The organism is Brevibacterium sediminis (assembly GCF_024895295.1).
GTDB classification, from domain to species: Bacteria; Actinomycetota; Actinomycetes; order Actinomycetales; family Brevibacteriaceae; genus Brevibacterium; species Brevibacterium sediminis.
Genome location: NZ_JAHQRN010000010.1, coordinates 48,591 through 64,332 on the forward strand (window position 1 = coordinate 48,591; position 15,742 = coordinate 64,332).

General features: G+C 65.9%; 17 protein-coding genes. 7 read left to right on the forward strand and 10 right to left on the reverse strand.

Features of this window, described 5'->3' with window-relative positions; translation table 11 throughout:
- Positions 1-8: 8 nt before the first annotated feature.
- From KTJ89_RS17865 to KTJ89_RS17875, 3 genes are all read right to left on the reverse strand, one after another.
- Complete coding sequence (locus tag KTJ89_RS17865) at positions 9-935, reverse strand: response regulator transcription factor (protein WP_259358775.1); 927 nt, start codon at positions 933-935, stop codon at positions 9-11.
- Positions 932-2,542: a sensor histidine kinase gene (locus tag KTJ89_RS17870; RefSeq protein ID WP_259358776.1), complete on the reverse strand. Its 1,611-nt coding sequence runs from the start codon at positions 2,540-2,542 to the stop codon at positions 932-934. The genes KTJ89_RS17865 and KTJ89_RS17870 overlap by 4 nt, the downstream gene beginning before the upstream one ends.
- Positions 2,543-2,716: 174 nt before the next feature.
- The gene (locus tag KTJ89_RS17875; protein ID WP_259358777.1) at positions 2,717-3,256 is read right to left on the reverse strand and encodes a DinB family protein; all 540 of its coding nucleotides are present in this window, start codon (positions 3,254-3,256) and stop codon (positions 2,717-2,719) included.
- 204 nt (positions 3,257-3,460) lie between these two features.
- On the opposite strand from KTJ89_RS17875, the gene KTJ89_RS17880 reads away from it, so the two are divergent.
- Complete coding sequence (locus KTJ89_RS17880; protein ID WP_259358778.1) at positions 3,461-4,741, forward strand: aminotransferase-like domain-containing protein; 1,281 nt, start codon at positions 3,461-3,463, stop codon at positions 4,739-4,741.
- Between the two features lie 126 nt (positions 4,742-4,867).
- Here the strand turns inward: KTJ89_RS17880 and KTJ89_RS17885 are convergent, their stop codons facing one another.
- Positions 4,868-5,554 (reverse strand): TetR/AcrR family transcriptional regulator, encoded by a 687-nt coding sequence (locus tag KTJ89_RS17885; RefSeq protein ID WP_259358779.1) that lies wholly within the window; start codon positions 5,552-5,554, stop codon positions 4,868-4,870.
- Between the two features lie 63 nt (positions 5,555-5,617).
- On the opposite strand from KTJ89_RS17885, the gene KTJ89_RS17890 reads away from it, so the two are divergent.
- The 5 genes from KTJ89_RS17890 to crcB all read left to right on the forward strand — a co-directional run bounded on the left by KTJ89_RS17890 (position 5,618) and on the right by crcB (position 8,388).
- Positions 5,618-6,373 carry an SDR family oxidoreductase gene (locus tag KTJ89_RS17890; RefSeq protein ID WP_259358780.1) on the forward strand — a complete coding sequence of 252 codons (756 nt, stop codon included), beginning with the start codon at positions 5,618-5,620 and terminating at the stop codon, positions 6,371-6,373.
- A gap of 69 nt (positions 6,374-6,442) precedes the next feature.
- Positions 6,443-6,772 carry a nuclear transport factor 2 family protein gene (locus KTJ89_RS17895; protein ID WP_259358781.1) on the forward strand — a complete coding sequence of 110 codons (330 nt, stop codon included), beginning with the start codon at positions 6,443-6,445 and terminating at the stop codon, positions 6,770-6,772.
- Between the two features lie 217 nt (positions 6,773-6,989).
- Complete coding sequence (locus KTJ89_RS17900) at positions 6,990-7,583, forward strand: universal stress protein (protein WP_259358782.1); 594 nt, start codon at positions 6,990-6,992, stop codon at positions 7,581-7,583.
- Complete coding sequence (locus KTJ89_RS17905) at positions 7,580-8,014, forward strand: fluoride efflux transporter FluC (RefSeq protein ID WP_259358783.1); 435 nt, start codon at positions 7,580-7,582, stop codon at positions 8,012-8,014. The genes KTJ89_RS17900 and KTJ89_RS17905 overlap by 4 nt, the downstream gene beginning before the upstream one ends.
- On the forward strand, positions 8,011-8,388 hold the full coding sequence (gene crcB / locus KTJ89_RS17910) for a fluoride efflux transporter CrcB (protein ID WP_259358784.1): 378 nt from the start codon (positions 8,011-8,013) through the stop codon (positions 8,386-8,388). The genes KTJ89_RS17905 and crcB overlap by 4 nt, the downstream gene beginning before the upstream one ends.
- Positions 8,389-8,571: 183 nt before the next feature.
- On the opposite strand, the gene KTJ89_RS17915 is transcribed toward crcB, so the two are convergent.
- Entirely contained in the window at positions 8,572-9,648 is a 1,077-nt protein-coding gene (locus KTJ89_RS17915; RefSeq protein ID WP_259358785.1) for an NADH:flavin oxidoreductase/NADH oxidase, read from the reverse strand.
- A gap of 199 nt (positions 9,649-9,847) precedes the next feature.
- On the opposite strand from KTJ89_RS17915, the gene KTJ89_RS17920 reads away from it, so the two are divergent.
- Positions 9,848-10,192 carry an ArsR/SmtB family transcription factor gene (locus KTJ89_RS17920; RefSeq protein WP_139469891.1) on the forward strand — a complete coding sequence of 115 codons (345 nt, stop codon included), beginning with the start codon at positions 9,848-9,850 and terminating at the stop codon, positions 10,190-10,192.
- Between the two features lie 216 nt (positions 10,193-10,408).
- On the opposite strand, the gene KTJ89_RS17925 is transcribed toward KTJ89_RS17920, so the two are convergent.
- From KTJ89_RS17925 to KTJ89_RS17945, 5 genes are all read right to left on the reverse strand, one after another.
- Positions 10,409-11,854, reverse strand: coding sequence for an MFS transporter (locus tag KTJ89_RS17925; RefSeq protein WP_259358786.1), 1,446 nt, complete (start codon positions 11,852-11,854; stop codon positions 10,409-10,411).
- Between the two features lie 127 nt (positions 11,855-11,981).
- A complete protein-coding gene (locus KTJ89_RS17930) occupies positions 11,982-12,443 on the reverse strand; it encodes a DUF3151 domain-containing protein (protein WP_259358787.1) in 462 nt (153 codons plus the stop codon).
- Between the two features lie 89 nt (positions 12,444-12,532).
- Positions 12,533-13,450, reverse strand: a complete 918-nt coding sequence (locus KTJ89_RS17935) for a hypothetical protein (RefSeq protein WP_259358788.1) — start codon at positions 13,448-13,450, stop codon at positions 12,533-12,535.
- Entirely contained in the window at positions 13,447-14,526 is a 1,080-nt protein-coding gene (locus tag KTJ89_RS17940) for a glycosyltransferase family 2 protein (RefSeq protein ID WP_259358789.1), read from the reverse strand. The genes KTJ89_RS17935 and KTJ89_RS17940 overlap by 4 nt, the downstream gene beginning before the upstream one ends.
- A gap of 147 nt (positions 14,527-14,673) precedes the next feature.
- Complete coding sequence (locus KTJ89_RS17945) at positions 14,674-15,555, reverse strand: CoA transferase (RefSeq protein ID WP_259358790.1); 882 nt, start codon at positions 15,553-15,555, stop codon at positions 14,674-14,676.
- Positions 15,556-15,742 lie beyond the last annotated feature (187 nt).

Here is a 15,742-nt window from a genome sequence, read left to right on the forward strand (position 1 = left end):
CTTCCGGCTCAGTGACCGGGCCCGACGAGACCGGCTTCGTAGGCGAACACGACGGCCTGCACACGATCACGAGCCTCGAGCTTCATGAGGATCCGACCGACGTGGGTCTTCACGGTCGGCTGGGCGAGAAAGAGCCGTTCGCCGATCTCGGTGTTGCTCAGACCGGTGGCGATGAGAACGAGGACCTCGGTCTCGCGCTGGGTCAGTGACTCCAACCGACGCATATCGGCCGCATCGAGACGGCTCGCACCGGCCCGCCCGGACGCATCCGCGCCATCGTTGCTCTGCATCCCCTGTTCGCTCAGTGCAGAGGCGCTGACCTCGGATGATGCAGGCTCACCGTCGCCGGGTGGGGTGGGCGCAAAGCCCCCGGCCGATGTCGCATCGGTTCCCGAGGCCGCCGATCTCGGGTCCGAATGGGGCGGATCCCCCGCGCCGAGGTGGGGCAGGAGCCGTGTCTCGAGCAGTCGTTTGGTGGTGGTGGGAGCGATGACGGCGCCACCGTCGACGATCGTGCGGATCGACTCGAGGAGCACCTCGGGCAGGGTGTCTTTGAGAAGGAAGCCTGACGCACCGGCGCGCAGCGCGCGCAGGGCGTAGTCGTCATCGTCGAAGGTGGTCAGCACGATGATCTTCGGGGGACGGATCGTCCCCTCGTCGGCGAGAGCAAGGATCCGCTGGGTCGCTTCGATACCGTCGATACGCGGCATCCGAACGTCCATGAGCACGACATCGGGTTCGTCCTGCCTGACGATGTCGAGACCTGCCGCACCGTCGCCGGCCTGTCCGACGACGGTGAGGTCCGGTTGGGAGTCGATGACCATGGCGAAGCCCGCCCTCACGAGGGCCTGATCATCGACGAGCACGATGCGAAGCGGTCCGCTCTCCCGAGCATCAGTCCGACCGTGCACGGTCGCCTCGCCATCGGCGCTCATCGGCTGCTCTCCTCGACTTCGGCGGACTGACTCTCTCCCGCCTCGGCGGTCTGTCCTGTTGCGGCGATCTGCCGGGGTCCGGCAGACCCATTCTCCCCATGATCGGACGAATCATGAGGGCCGGCGCCCGGGGTGAGCCCGGAATCGGATTCGGGACTGGGCACGGGAGCGGACAGCGGCAACCTGGCCTCAACGAGGAATCCCGTCGTTGTTCCGAAAGCGCTTCCCATGACCGCACCGGAAGAGAACCCGAGCTTCGCATCTGTGTGCCCTTCGGACCGGTCCTTCACTCCGGTCGAACGGATCGGCCGGGCCATGAGCGTGCCGCCGTAGAGCGCGGCGCGTTCCTGCATGCCGACGATGCCGTAGCCACGGCCGTGGGTCGCAGCCCGAGCCGGGTCGTCGGCTCCGTGGCCGTCCGTCTCTCCGCTCCCTCGCCCTGTCGTGTGTCCGGTTCCGTTGTCGCTGATGCGGGCGACGAGCTCCGCGTCCTCAGCCAGCAGCTCGACATGTGCCCGAGCACCGTCCCCGGCATGCTTGAGCACATTAGTCAGCGCTTCCTGAACGATGCGGTAGACGGCGAGCGACGCTCCTTCGGCCAAGCGGCCGCGGTCGACCTCATCCAGTTCGGTCACCGAGACCGGAAGCCCCGCCGATCGCACATCGGCGATGAGGGAGGCGATGTCCGCGACGCCGGGCAGCGGCGACGAAGAGCGCTCATCGTCCTCCTCGGCGCGGAGGAAGCCGAGCAGCGACCGCGTCTGTGCCAAGGCTTCCCGTCCGGTCTGTGCGATGGTCTCAAGGGCTCCGACCGCGACGGCCGGATCGGTCTTCGCCGCATAGCGACCTCCGTCGGCCTGAGCGATGACGACGGACAGGGAATGAGCGATGACATCATGCATTTCGCGGGCGATGCGCATGCGTTCGGCATCGGCGGCCAGCCGGGTCTCGGATTCGCGTTCGCGTTCCAGCAGGCGGTTGCGCTCGCGGATGCCCTCGATCTCGCGGCGGCGACGGAATCCGACTCCGCCCAACAGCCAGGCGGTGAGCACGATCGACGCACACAGTGCCACGACGACGACCAGCAGCACGTACTCACCGAATGTCAAGGGTCGCGGGTTCACCCCGATCGTCGCCTGCAGGGAGACGAGGTAGAGCCACCCGCCCAGGAAGAGTGCGCCGAGGAGGCCCAGGACGAGCACGGTGCGACCGTGATTGCGTGTCCCCCACGCCGTCGTCGAATACACGGTGATCGGAACGGCGACGATGCCGAAGGTCGGTCCCATCATCGTGAGCACGGTCAGCAGGCAGCCGACGGCGATGAGCGAGGAGCTCAGCAGCGGGGCAGTGCGCCGCAGCCCCAGCGGCAGCGTCTGGAGCAGAACGATGCCGACCTGCACAGCCACGGGCACCAGGGCGATCTCGCTCCGCTCGGCCTGAGAGGAGGTGAAGACGACGGTCAGATAGGTGATCGGCAGAGTCCAGAGCAGCGAGTCGACGATCCAAGGATGAGCGGTGAGGGTGCGACGGATGCGGTCGACGCGGTCGGGGGTGCGCTGCTGCGGCTCCGGGCGGTGGCCCTCGGTCCGGATCGATCGATTGCTCATGTCGGCCATGGTAGTTCCGCGCCGCCGGGGCTGACATCATACTCAGGGCTGATCCGCGCAGACGATGTCGGCCGCGGCGCTCGCCCACAGGACCGTACTCACTCGGGAGCATCAGATCGCCGAGGCGGCCCCGCCGTCACGCACCGCCCGCCGACCCGCCGAGGAGGCCCTTCCCTAGCGCGCGATCCCGGACCAGCCGCCGCGTCTCCCCCGTTCAGCGAGGATCTGCTCGCGCAGGATGTCCGCGTGCCCGCAATGTTGGGCGAGCTCCCGCAGAACGTGGAGGAGCACCCATCGCAGCGGCATCGGTCCGGCCCGATGGCCGGTGAGCACGGTGTCGAGATCCATTCCCTCAATCGCCGAATGCGAGCGCTCCACGGCGGCCTGGTAGTCAGCCGAGACGCTGGCGATCGTGTCCGAGGAGTCGAGGAGGAAGGAGTCTTTTGAGTCGTGAGGCAGCCCGTAGTCGACCCGGCTCCGGCCGGTGACTGCTTCACCGAACCAGACTGTTTCGACGAACACCGCATGTTTGAGCAGAGACAGCAGGCGGGTTCTGCTCGGTACCAGGGATCGCCTCGCTTCGTCTTCGCTCAGGTCGTCGAGGGTCCCGAGCAGATGCTGTCGGTGTTCGTCGATGAACGCTGTGAACTGTGCGGCCAGGTCGGCCTCTCGCATGGCGAAAGTGCTGTTGGCGTCGACTCCGTTGCCTGTCATGTCCCCACTGTAGAGCCGCCTCGGCGAGGGAGGACCGACCTGATCGACGACTCGCCCGAAATCGCAGGGGATCAGCATCCTTGTCCGCCACGTCCCCCACCCCTATGCTGAAGTGACCCACGTACACCGTCGTTCGGGCAGGAGCCTTGGCATTGTCGCCGGAGCCGTCGACTTCAGGGCATCACCGCTCAGAGGAGGTCGCTCATGTCCACCACGTCAATGCATCCGGCCACGAGTGCTTCGCAGAACCAGCCCGAGAACCAATCGCAGTCCCCCGCGCTGCCCTACGCCCGCCGCCGCGATCAGCTCGTCGGATCCGTCATCGATGCCTCCACCACGGTGCTCGCCCAATATCACCATGACATCGTCAAGTTCGGCATGGGTGCGCCGGCACCGGACATGCTCCCGGCCGCGGACTTCGCCCGCATCGCCTCGGACGTCTTCTCCCCGGAGAACTTCACCTACGGGGAGACGAAGGGCGAGCCCATCCTCATCGAAGCCCTCCACGACTACCTCGCCGCCACCGAACAGATCCCGCCCGAACAGCAGGGGAACCGCGACCGTCTCCTCATCACCTCCGGCGGCATGCAGGGACTCGATCTCGGGTTCAAACTCTTCGTCACCCCCGGTGACCTCGTCGCCTGTGAGTCGCCGACCTATACGAACGGTTCGGCGACGGCCATGAGCTATGAGGCGGAGATCCTCGAGATCCCCGTCGACGAAGAAGGCATGCAGATCGACGTCCTCGAGGAGCGCACACAGCGCACCGGGCGCGCCCCGAAGGTCATCTACACCGTCCCGACCTTCCAGAACCCCGCTGGCGTGACCATGTCGCTGCCGCGTCGCGAGCGCCTCCTCGAGTTCGCCCACCGCCACCGGTCGGTCATCATCGAGGACAACCCGTACGGAATGCTGCGCTTCGAAGGTCAGTCCCTGCCCGCGCTGAGCGACCTCAGCCCGAACGATCCCCTCATCTTCGGGGTGCGCACGTTCTCGAAATTCGTCGCCCCGGGTCTGCGAGTCGGCTGGATCGACGTCGATCCCGAGGTCCGCGAGCTCGCCGTCAACGCCAAACAGACGATGGACTCCTGCGCCCCCGTCCCCAACCAGCACCTCATCGCCCGGTGGCTGGCCGAAGGCGGCGCCGACTCCCACGTCGAGGTCTTGCGCAAGGCCTACCGCGAGCGGAAGATTGCGATGTCGGAAGGGTTGGAGAGACTCTTCCCCGGAGAGATCCGAGCCACCGATCCCGACGGCGGATTCTTCCTGTGGGTGACCTTCGAGGACGAATCCATCAACACCGAAGACCTCATGACCACCGCACTCGAGGAAGGTGTGGCCTACATTCCCGGTCCTGCGTTCTCACCGGCCGGGAACTTCTCGAACGCGTTGCGCCTGTGCTTCGCCTCGGCCGCCCCCGACCGCATCGACGACGGCCTGCAGCGCCTCCGCCGTGCCGTCGACCGCTACCGCGCAGAGCGCTGATCACCAGGACGACACCTTCGCCGAGGCGGCTCCGACCTCGCCCGACCACGACGTCCGAGCGCTCCCGAACCGACGACCCCGCCTCGGCCGAACAGGCGGGCGCGGCCGCCTGTTCGGCGACCGTTTTCAGACCTCGCCGAGGCGGCCGATCCATTGGATGAGGAGCTGAGTCTCCGTTTCGCCCAGGATGTCCGGATTCGCCGCAGCACGTTCGATGACAGCATTACCCAGACGACCGTCGCCCGGTTCGCTCTGTCCGGTTCCGGTGATGGCGGCGAGGACGCCTTCACGGACGCCTGCCGAAAGTTCGGGATCGTTTTTGCCTTGAATGATCAGTCGCAGGGTGACGCCGATATTCGTGGCGAGCACATGAGCGGCCGCCTGCTCGTGGCCGACGACGAGCCGTCCGTCCTGTTCCGCTTTGAGCGTCAGACCGCGCAGAATCTCGCTCGGCTTCGACTGCGCCTCGGGTGAATAGCCGGGTCTGACCTTGCCGTACATGAGGGTGTAGAAACCCGGATTCTCCAGGCCGAAGGCGACGTGAGCATCCCAGCCCAGACGCAGATCCTGAATCGGGTCGCCACTGGATTCGGTCGAGGATTTGGCCGACAGATACATGTCGAAGCCACGCTCCACGACGGCCTCGACCAGTCCCTGCTTGTTGCCGAAGAAATGGTACAGAGTGGGCATCTTGACCCCCGCCGCGTCGCAGACCGCGCGCAGAGAGAAGTCCTCTCCGGGCGTCGCGGCAATGAGGTCGGCGGCCGCTTCGAGCAGGCGGGTCCGTGTATCCGTTCCCTCAACTTCTGTCATATCGCTATATTATAGTGTACCATCGATATATTCCGATGTAACAACGATACGGAGGTTGAGACCATGACTGAACAGACTCTGCAAGGCAAGACCATCCTCATCGCAGGAGGCGGGAAGAACCTCGGCGGACTCATCGCTCGACAGGCCGCCGCAGCCGGAGCCGATATCGCCGTCCACTACAACTCGGAATCAACGCGCCCGGAGGCCGAAGAGACACTCGCTGCCGTCGAGGCCAGCGGATCGAAGGGCGTTCTGCTCACCGGAGATCTCACCAAGCCCGCCAACGTCGAGAGGCTCTTCGACGATGCCGTCTCCGCGCTGGGGCCCATCGATATCGCGGTGAACACGACTGGCAAGGTTCTGCGCAAGCCCATTGCGGAGACCACCGAAGACGAGTACGACGCGATGTTCGACATCAACGCGAAGGCCGCGTACTTCTTCATCAAGGAAGCAGGCAAACACCTTGCCGACAATGGGAAGATCGTCACCATCGTCACCGCCCTGCTCGCCGCGTTCACCGACGGCTACTCGACCTACGCCGGCGGCAAGAGTCCGGTCGAGCACTTCACCCGAGCCGCGGCGAAGGAGTATGCCGACCGCGGCATCTCCGTCACCGCCATCGCGCCCGGGCCCATGGACACTCCCTTCTTCTACGGTCAGGAGACCCCGGAACGAGTGGAGTTCCACAAATCGCAGGGCATGGGCAACCGTCTGACCCGAATCGAAGACATCGCACCGATCGTGCGATTCCTCGCCACGGAAGGCAGCTGGATCACCGGCCAGACGATCTTCGCCAACGGCGGCTACACCACTCGCTGAGGCGGACACGACACTTCCGTCCCCTGAGCACCCATCCAACAACCATCTCTCGAAACCACAGGAGCACACATGTCAGATCTGCAGATTCCCGAACCCGTCGCCGGCTTCATCGACACCGTCAACGCTCACGATGACCAGGGTTTCCTCGACGCATTCACCTCTGACGGAGTCGTGGATGACTGGGGCCGAGAGTTCCAGGGCCGAGAGGCCATCAAGGCGTGGAGCGACAAGGAGTTCATCGGCGCAACCGGCATCCTCACGCCAGAGGAGGTCACCGTCGACGGAAACGACGTCACCATCGTCGGGGATTGGCGCTCCACGCACGCCAACGGTCGGTCATCATTCGCCTTCATCATCGACGGCGACAAACTGAGCCGGATGACGATCCGCGAAGGCTGAGGCTCGGCGAGCGCTGATACCCCAGCGGGGGCCGTCGGATGCCGGCCATCCGACGGCCCTTTCGCTGCGGTCCTGTGGCACAATATTGGTGTCGCGCCTGCGCGGCACGGCGGTGGGGCTCGCCGTACCCAACCTCGGAAGCGGAACCTCGGTGTTCGCCTTCGACAACAGTCCCTACCTCGACCGGCTTCAGCATGCCCGAAAGGTAGGAGAGACCATGACCACCAGCCCCGATCCGATATACGACGGGCCGCCGCGCGCCCGCATCATCCTCGGCGTCGTCCCCGATCAGCCCGCCGAGGTGATCGCCGCCGCCGCGGACTACGCCGCCCACTTCGACGCCGAGCTCGTCTGCGCCCACGTCGACGACTCCCGCTACACCGTTGAGACTCGTCCCGACGGCTACGTGCTCTCGATGCCCATCGATCCGGACACCACCGACGAGGCGGCCACCGAGTTCGACCCCGAACTCCAGGACCGCATCGCTGTAGCCCTGGAAGGCACGAATGTTGCCTGGTCGACCCGCGCACTGGCCGGGTCACCGGCACAGGAACTCGACCGGCTCGCCGAGGCGCTCGATGCCCGCATGATCATCCTCGGCGTTCGTCGCGCAGGTGTTCTCGGCTCACTGCATGAGTTCTTCAATGGCTCGGTCGCGATCCAACTGTCAAGGCGCCAGCATCGCCCCCTCGTCGTCGTTCCGCTGGCGACAGGCACCGGCGGCATTGATCATCCCGAAGCTCCTGCGACGTCGCCGACCGCTGGCGCCTCCCCCGTTGCCGAGACTCAAGCCGGCGAGGGCGAGCAGTGACCCGGCCGGTCCACCTGCGCCTGTCCTATCTGGGGCTCGCGTTCATCGGCGGCGTACTCGGAACCGCGGCACGCGAGGCGATCAGTCTGAGCCTGCCGCCCCTCGGCGATGTACCGTGGGCAATCCTCACGGTCAACATCCTCGGGGCGTTCCTGCTCGGCCTGCTGCTGGATTCCCTGGCGCGCAGCGGTCCCGATGAAGGGTGGCGTCGCCGAACACGGATCCTGGTCGGCACCGGCTTCATGGGCGGGTTCACCACGTACAGCGCGCTGGCCGCGGATACCGCTGGTCTCCTCGGCGCGGATCCGGGCGGTGCGAGCAACCCCGGCATCGGCCTTGCCTACGCGGTGGGAACGGTACTCATCGGCGGTCTCGCCACGTTCGCCGGCATCGCCACGGCGACGACGCTGCGTCGAGGAGGTGCCCGATGACCCCGCTGGTCTTCGTCGCCCTTGCCGCCGCCGGCGGACTCGGCGCCTCATCACGAATGCTGATCGACGGACTCATCAAGTCCCGCATGAGCACGGCCCTGCCGTGGGGAACGATCATCATCAATGTCTCGGGATCACTCGTGCTCGGCCTGCTGACCGGACTGGCCGGAGCGAACCTGCTTCCGGAAGCCTGGCACCTGGTGCTCGGCACGGGATTCCTCGGCGGCTATACGACGTTTTCGACGGCGAGCTTCGAGACTGTTCGGCTTCTCCAGGAACGTCGCTGGGTCGCCGGCCTGGTCAACGGGCTTGGCACCCTCGTCTTCGCCACGGCGGCCGCGGCGATCGGAATGTGGCTCGGCGGCCTGGCTTAGCTGCGACCGACCGTTCTGGACTCAGCCACATCTCCACACACTCACCCTCGGCGAGACGCTGTCCGCACAGACGCCTGACGGCCCATTTGAAGGTGAAGAGCCCACATTCAAATCTGAGCTTTTCACCTTCAACTGGGCCGTCAGCGTATGAGCATTGAGCCGCTCCAGCCACTCTGCCTCAACTCACCTATACGCGCGGTGGTACTGAGCCGGACGGTAGTCGATGTCGAAGCGCAGTGCGTCGGCGGCGCGCAGCGCGAAGTTCGGATCGCGGAGGTACTCACGCCCCACGAGGATCGCATCGGCCTGGCCGGTGGCCAGAATGTGCTCGCCCTGGAACGGTTCGCTGATGAGGCCGACGGCCGCGGTCGGCAGCCCCGATCCCTGCCGCACGCCGGCGGCCAGGGTCGTCTGGTAGCCGGGTCCGACGGGAATCGATGCCATCACATTGCCGCCGGAGGAGACGTCGATGAGGTCGACGCCGTGTTCCTTGAGCCATCCGGCGACCTCCACTGTGTCGTCGAGCGTGAGCCCGCCTTCTGTCCAGTCCGTCGCGGAGAGGCGCACGAACACGGGAACGTCCTCGCCCACCTCGGTGCGGGTGGCATCGACGATGTCGAGCAGCAGTCGGGCCCGGTTCTCCAAGGTTCCGCCGTAAGAGTCGGTGCGCGTATTGCTCAGGGGCGACAGGAACTCATGGAGGAGGTAACCGTGTGCGGCGTGGATCTCGACGAAGTCGAACCCGGCCTCGATCGCCCGGCGGGCCGAGGACCGGAAGGCCGCGACCACCTCGGCGATCTCCGCCTCAGTCAGGGCACGCGGTTCGGCGAGTCCGTCGAAGGCCAGTGCGGACGGAGCCACGGTCTGCCAACCACCTTCGTCGACGGCCAGGCTGCCGTCGCGGTCGGTTCCCCACTCCGGATAGGTCGAGGCCTTGCGGCCGGCGTGGGCGAGCTGGATGCCGGCGGCCGCGCCCTGGGTGTGGAGGAAGTCGACGATGGGGACGAAGGCGTCGCGCTGTTCGTCGTTCCACAGCCCCAGATCCTTGGCCGAGATGCGCGCCTCCGGAGCGACTCCGGTGGCTTCGACGATGACGGCGCCGGCTCCGCCTCGGGCCATCGCACCGTAGTGGACGGTGTGCCAAGGAGCGGGGACCCCGTCAAGAGTCTCGACGGAGTACTGGCACATGGGCGGAACCCAGATCCGGTTGCGGAAGGTCAGGCCGCGCAGTGTGAGCGGTTCGAACAGCAGATGAGACATGACACCTCGTGATCTCGTCGAAAGTAGTCGGCTGGAAGTATGAGATTCTTCGTACTTCGAGTTCGCACTTTACTACGATGAATTTCGTACTACCAAATATTTCGTACAATGGAGAGATACGGCGCTACCTGTGATCGGTGGCTGTTCAGACGACATCCACCGACGCTGACCGACACGATGGCGAGATGGGAGGATCCAGATGCGCACACTCGACCACCCCAGCAGGGACGAGATGAGACTCGACACCGTCCTGGCCGCCCTCGCCGACCCGGTCCGCCGGACCGTCGCCTGCAAACTCAACGACGCTTTCGGCGATCATGCGTGTGCGACCTTCGAGCTGCCGGTGTCGAAGTCCACGGCGACCTACCACTTCCGCACACTGCGCGAAGCTGGTGTGATCCGACAGGAGTATGAGGGCACGAAGATCATGAATACCCTGCGCAAGGACGATCTCGACGCCCGTTTCCCCGGCCTCCTCGACGCCGTGTTCGCCGCCCAGGACATCGAACGCGCCGAGGCGACCGCCCCCGAATCTCGCGACTGACCCGACCGAGTCGCCTCCGCCCAGACGCGCGAACAGGCCCCTCTCCCCCGCGTGAGCCGCGTCCCTCACCCTCAATCGAAAATTAGGTGTGCTCAAATTGCCCGCTAATGGTGAGTAGACGTGCAATCTGCGCACACTTAACTCGCATTCGGCACGGCCTCGTCGTTCTGATTGAGCACCTCGACGCGGAAATCGACGATGCCGTCGGACCGGGGCTCAGCTCCTGACCGGCTGCCCTTCCTGCCGGGCCTTGGCCCGACCGCGAGCAAGATCGACCAGTCCGATGATTCCGGCGAAGACGATGACGAGCGCAATGAACCCGAAGCCCGCAACGATGGCGGCGCCGTAGCCGGCCATCGGCTGGACGACGAAGAACACGGCGGTGACGATCGCGATGCCGATGGCCGTGCCCACCCGCTGCCCGGTCTGCATCACACCACCGGAGCTGCCCGCATACTCGACGGGCACCTCGGCCAGAGTGAGGGTCTGATTCGGGCTGATCGCCATGCCCTGCCCGAGGCCGGTGACCCCGAGTGTGAGGAGCAGCCACCAGATGCTGATCCCCCAGGCCTCATGCGCCAACACGAGGAGCGCCGAGGCGACGACCCCGGCCAGACCGATTGCGACCCCGAGGACGACCATCTTCCGGCCGAAGGTGAGCACGACACGGCCGGCCGCCTGTGCTGCGATGGCCGAGAGCAGCGCCGAGGGCAGACCGACGAGGCCCGCATGGAGGGCAGGGAATCCGAGACCGTTCTGCAGATAGAGCGCCACGATGACCCAGATGCCGGGCATTCCGACGAAATACATGGACGTCAGCGACGCCCCGTACGCGAAGCTGCGTGTCCGGAACAGCTGCATGTCGACCATCGGTGATCCGCCTCGGCGAGAGTATCGGTTCTCCCACCGCACCCACAGCCAGACGACGGCGACGCCGACCGGGACGAGGGCGTAGATCCAAGCACCTGCGCTGCGTTCGAGGAAGGGCAGCATGACCAGCAACGTGCCCACGCCGAGCAGAACGAGCCCGACCGGATCGAAGTCGGCGCGGCGTCGGCCGTCCGAGTCGGAATCGGTGCCGGTGCCGACCCAGGCGCTCCGCGGGAGCCAGAACCGGCCGAGGATGATTGCGGCCAGGGCGATCGGCACGTTGATGAGGAACGCCGAACGCCATCCCCACTCGTCGCCGAGAACAGCGATGAGTCCACCGCCGAGCACGGGGCCGATACCCACGGAGACACCGACGATCGTGCCGAACATCCCGAAGGCGCGACCGCGCACCTGGCCGTGGAAGTACTGTTGGAGCATCCCCACCCCCTGGGGGCTGAGCAGGCCGGAGCCGAGACCCATGACGACACGGGCGATGTTGAGCACGAGCGGGTCCGGGGACAGTCCCGAGATGAGGGAACCGAGGGCGAAGACACTGACGCCGATGACGAAGAGCCGACCACGGCCGAAGAGGTCACCGGCTCGGCCGGCGGCCACGAGCAGCACGCCGAACGCGAGCGTATACCCCGAGAGCACCCACTGGATCGCCGAATTCGAGGCGCCGATCGAGCGCTGCATGTCGGGGAGGATGACATTGACGATCGAGACGCTCAGCAGCGACATGAACATCGGGACGAGCATCACCGCCAGGATCTTGCGCTGCTCTGCTGTCATGACCGTCTCGGAAACATTACCCATTCATATAGTTCTACGCCGCCCTGCCGACAAGCACAATCGGCCTCCGTGGTGCGTTTGCTCACGCACCACGAAGGCCGATCTGTCCGAAAAAGCTGCGGCGGGCCTACTCCCCGCGGCCGATGGCTTCCACTGCCTTCGGGTCAGAGGAGTGCAGGAATTCCTCGATGCGCGCGGCCTCTTCGCCTTCGCCGATCGCTCCGGCGGCACGGCCGAGCGCGTAGAGCGCACGGAGGAATCCGCGGTTGACCTCATGCGAATACGGGATCGGTCCCGCGCCGCGCCAACCGGCGGCGCGCAGGGCATCGAGTCCGCGGTGGTAGCCGACGCGGGCGTAGGCATAGGCGTCGACGAGGCGGCCTTCCTGGTGCGCTTCATCCGCGAGTTCCGCCCACGCCAGGGACGATGCCGGCAGTGCGGCAGCGACATCGATGGGCTCTTCACCTGCGTCGATGCGCTTGCGCGCATCGACGTCCGGGTGGTCGGCGGGCAGGTAGGTCGGCTGTGGGCCGAGCTGGCTGGCATCCAGATTTCCGATATGCGACGGGTTGCCGATGGGCTGGGTCATTGCGTCTCCTTCGTAGTCGGGGTCATAGTCAACATTTTTTCGCCGAGGCGGCTGTCCGCCCCAGCGTCACGTTCAGTTCGGGGCCGCAGTCAGTTCTTCTTCACTTCGGACGGCAGCACCGTGTACGGGTTCGCACTCAGTGCTCCGGTGACCCCGGCGTCGGCGAGCTTCTCGAGCTGCTTCTTGTCCTTGACATCGGTGGCCCAGACGGCCAGATCCGTTTCGGCCCAGGTCGACGCATCATCGGCGCGAACCGCCATTGCCGTGTACCCGCCGGAATCGAGGTCCTCAGCCGAGCTCACCGTGTAGTCCCCGGTGAACATGGCGCCGACTCCGGCATCGGCGGCGGCACGAGCCACCTCGGGGTCATCGGTGCGCACGAGCGTCGAGTCCTCGAGCCCCGCCTCGGTGATGGTCTTCAATGCCGGGGTTGCCACCTCGGCGGAGTCGATGGCGGGCATGAAAACGGTGTCCCCGCCGAACTCGTCGACGATCTGATCCCAAGTGATGGGATCGCCGGGACTCGTGTTCTTGCGGGCCGGTTTGATGGTCTGGTCGAGGAATTCGTGCGCGTCGAGCTCGTCGAGGCCCTTCTTCAGGCCCATGTCCTCGGCTGCGGTCTCCGGGTTCGCGGCCACGATCGTGCCGTCGCCCAGCGCGGTGAGTGTGGGCGCGGGCAGGTAGCCGAACTTCACGTTCTCGGTGAAGGCGAGCTTCGAGTTCGCCGGGTACACCGAGGATCCGCCGTCGAGAGCGCCCACGGCCGGTGGGTTGAGCGAATCGACGGTCAGCTGGTCATCGGAGCCGAAGATGTTCATCGCGAACACACCCGCGACGAGGAGGACGACGATGGCGCCGGCCCACAGGGGTGCGTTGAATTTCTTCGGCTCGGGACGATCGGGCACGGGAATCCGCTCGCGGGATTCGGGATCGACGCTCGGCAGCGGATCATTGGTGCCTCGGCCGTAGCGGTCCCGGTGAGCCTGGCTCGGTTTCTTCTTGCTCATCGGCTGCTGTCCTTCGTCGTTCCGGCTCCGGTGACGAGTCCCCGGAGGAACCCGGCGCCCCAGCACAGGTGCATGGTCGGCAGGACGATACCGAACCAGAATCGCTCGCGTCGTCCGCAGTCCTTCGCCGCCGAGGCGGTGGCCAGGATTCCGGCGATGTAGCCGAAGCTGGGGACGTGGATGAGGGAGGTGAAGCGGCGGAGGAACTTCGGCCACCGCTTCGTCGATCCGGACAGTTGGAGCAGGGTCTCGATCACGGCCGCGCCCATGCCGAGCACGAGCAGCGGCGGGGCGAAGTAGCGGATGGAGTTCTGCGACCCGTAGCGGCGGATGAGTTCGGCCCGCCAGATTCCGGTGGCCCAGAACTGCTGCGCGATCTTCGACCAGGTGCCGCGCGGCCAGTACGTGACTTCCATGTCCGGGTTGAACCAGATGCGGCCGCCGGCGGAGCGGATGCGCAGGTTGAGTTCCCAGTCCTGACCGCGTTTGATGCCTTCGTCGAATCCGCCGAGGTGGTCGAACACTTCCCGACGGTAGACCCCGAGGTAGGCCGATTCGGCTTCCTGCGCCTCGTCGCCGGAGTGGTAGGCGGGACCGCCGAGGCCGACCGGGGACATGTATGCCCGCGCCACGGCCTTCTGGAAGGAGGTCTTGCCGCGGGCGAGCATGAGCCCGCCGCAGTTCGCGGCCTTCGTCTCGCGCAGGGTGTCGATGGCCTGCCTGGTGTAGTCGGCGCCGAGTCCGGAGTGCGCGTCGACGCGGATGATCACCGGGTGTCGGGTCGCGGCGATCGCGAGGTTGAGCCCGATCGGAGTCGCGGCCTGCGGATTGTCGACAGTCTGGATCCGCGGATCACGCGCGGCCATCGACTCGATGATGGCGTTCGTATCGTCGGTCGAGGGACCGAGGGCGAGGACGATCTCCTTGTCCCCGTCATACTCCTGCGCAAGAATCGTGGTGATCGCCTGCTCGATGTGTTCGGCCTCGTTGAGGACCGGCATGATGAAGGAGACACCGGGCTTTTCGGCCAGCGGCGGAAGGCCCTCCGGGGTCAGGATCTCAAGTACTTTCGACACGCCCTCAATCTTCCCACACCCGCGAATGCTCGGTCTTGAGGGGGCATACAGGTGGGATTTGTCGAGCTGAGACTTCCTCGTCGCATTCGACCGCACATCCCGACTTCAAGTCACCATCGGACACCAGCACTCGAGTCTAGGTCAGCATCAGATATTCCTGTTCGCCGAATGTGTCCGATAGCGACCTGGATTCTGACCGGAACCGAGCGCGACTCGTTCGATCGGCAGGTCGTGCTCTGCGGCGAAATCCACCCAGTGCGCGGTCGGCTTCCCGGCGAACGTGCTCTCGAGCACGGCCTCCTCGTTGCCGATGTGCGCGGCCAACGCCTTCGCAAAATGGGGCTCGAGGCAGGCGACGGCGATGTGCCCATCGGACGTCGGGTAGGTCCGATAGAACGGCGATCCCCCGCCGAGGTGGCCCCCGGGTGAGCTCAGACCGTGCCGTGCCGGTCCTGCCGCCCATGCGGCAGCATCATCGAGGACGATCCGCTTGACGATGCCGCCGGCGGCACCCAGCTGCTCCTTCTGGCGCAGACCGGCGAGCGCCTCGAGGGCGGCGTGTTCGCCGCCGAGGACGTCGGCGATGGGCACGGTCGGCATCGTGCCAGGTACGAGTGTGGAGTGTGCTGCCTGATAGGTGAGGTCGTGGCCGGGCACATCGGCGCGATCTCCGGCAAAGCCGACGATCTCGACATGGACAAGCCCATGCTGTTCGACGAGCTCGGGCAGGCCGAGAGCGGCCGCCGCCCGCGGTCTCATCGCCGTCAGCAGCACCTGGGCATCGGCGGCGAGGGCCTCGAGCCCTGCCTTGCCGGCGGGATCCTTGAGGTCGATTCTGCGGATGTCCTGGCCGACGGTCAGTTCTCGGTAGTACTCGGGCACAGCGGCATCGAGAGGGTCGCCTGTGAGCGGTTCGATCTTGATGACCTCGGCTCCCAGGGCGCTCAATCGGGCGGCGGCCAAGGGGCCGGGCAGGTTCACGGCGAGACTGATCACCGTGACTCCGTCAAGTGGTTGCTGGTCGGGCACCGCGTCTCCTCGTATTCGGCCATGGAATCGGCTCACAGCACGACTGCTGCACGTCATCGCCTTTCACCGAATGTATTGGAAACTGAAAGAGTGTTCAATAAGCGGCACCCGATTGTCGTCGGCCCCACATGATCCACCCGCCCTCACCAGCGCGGATATCACATCCACCGTCTGCCAGGTTGTGCCG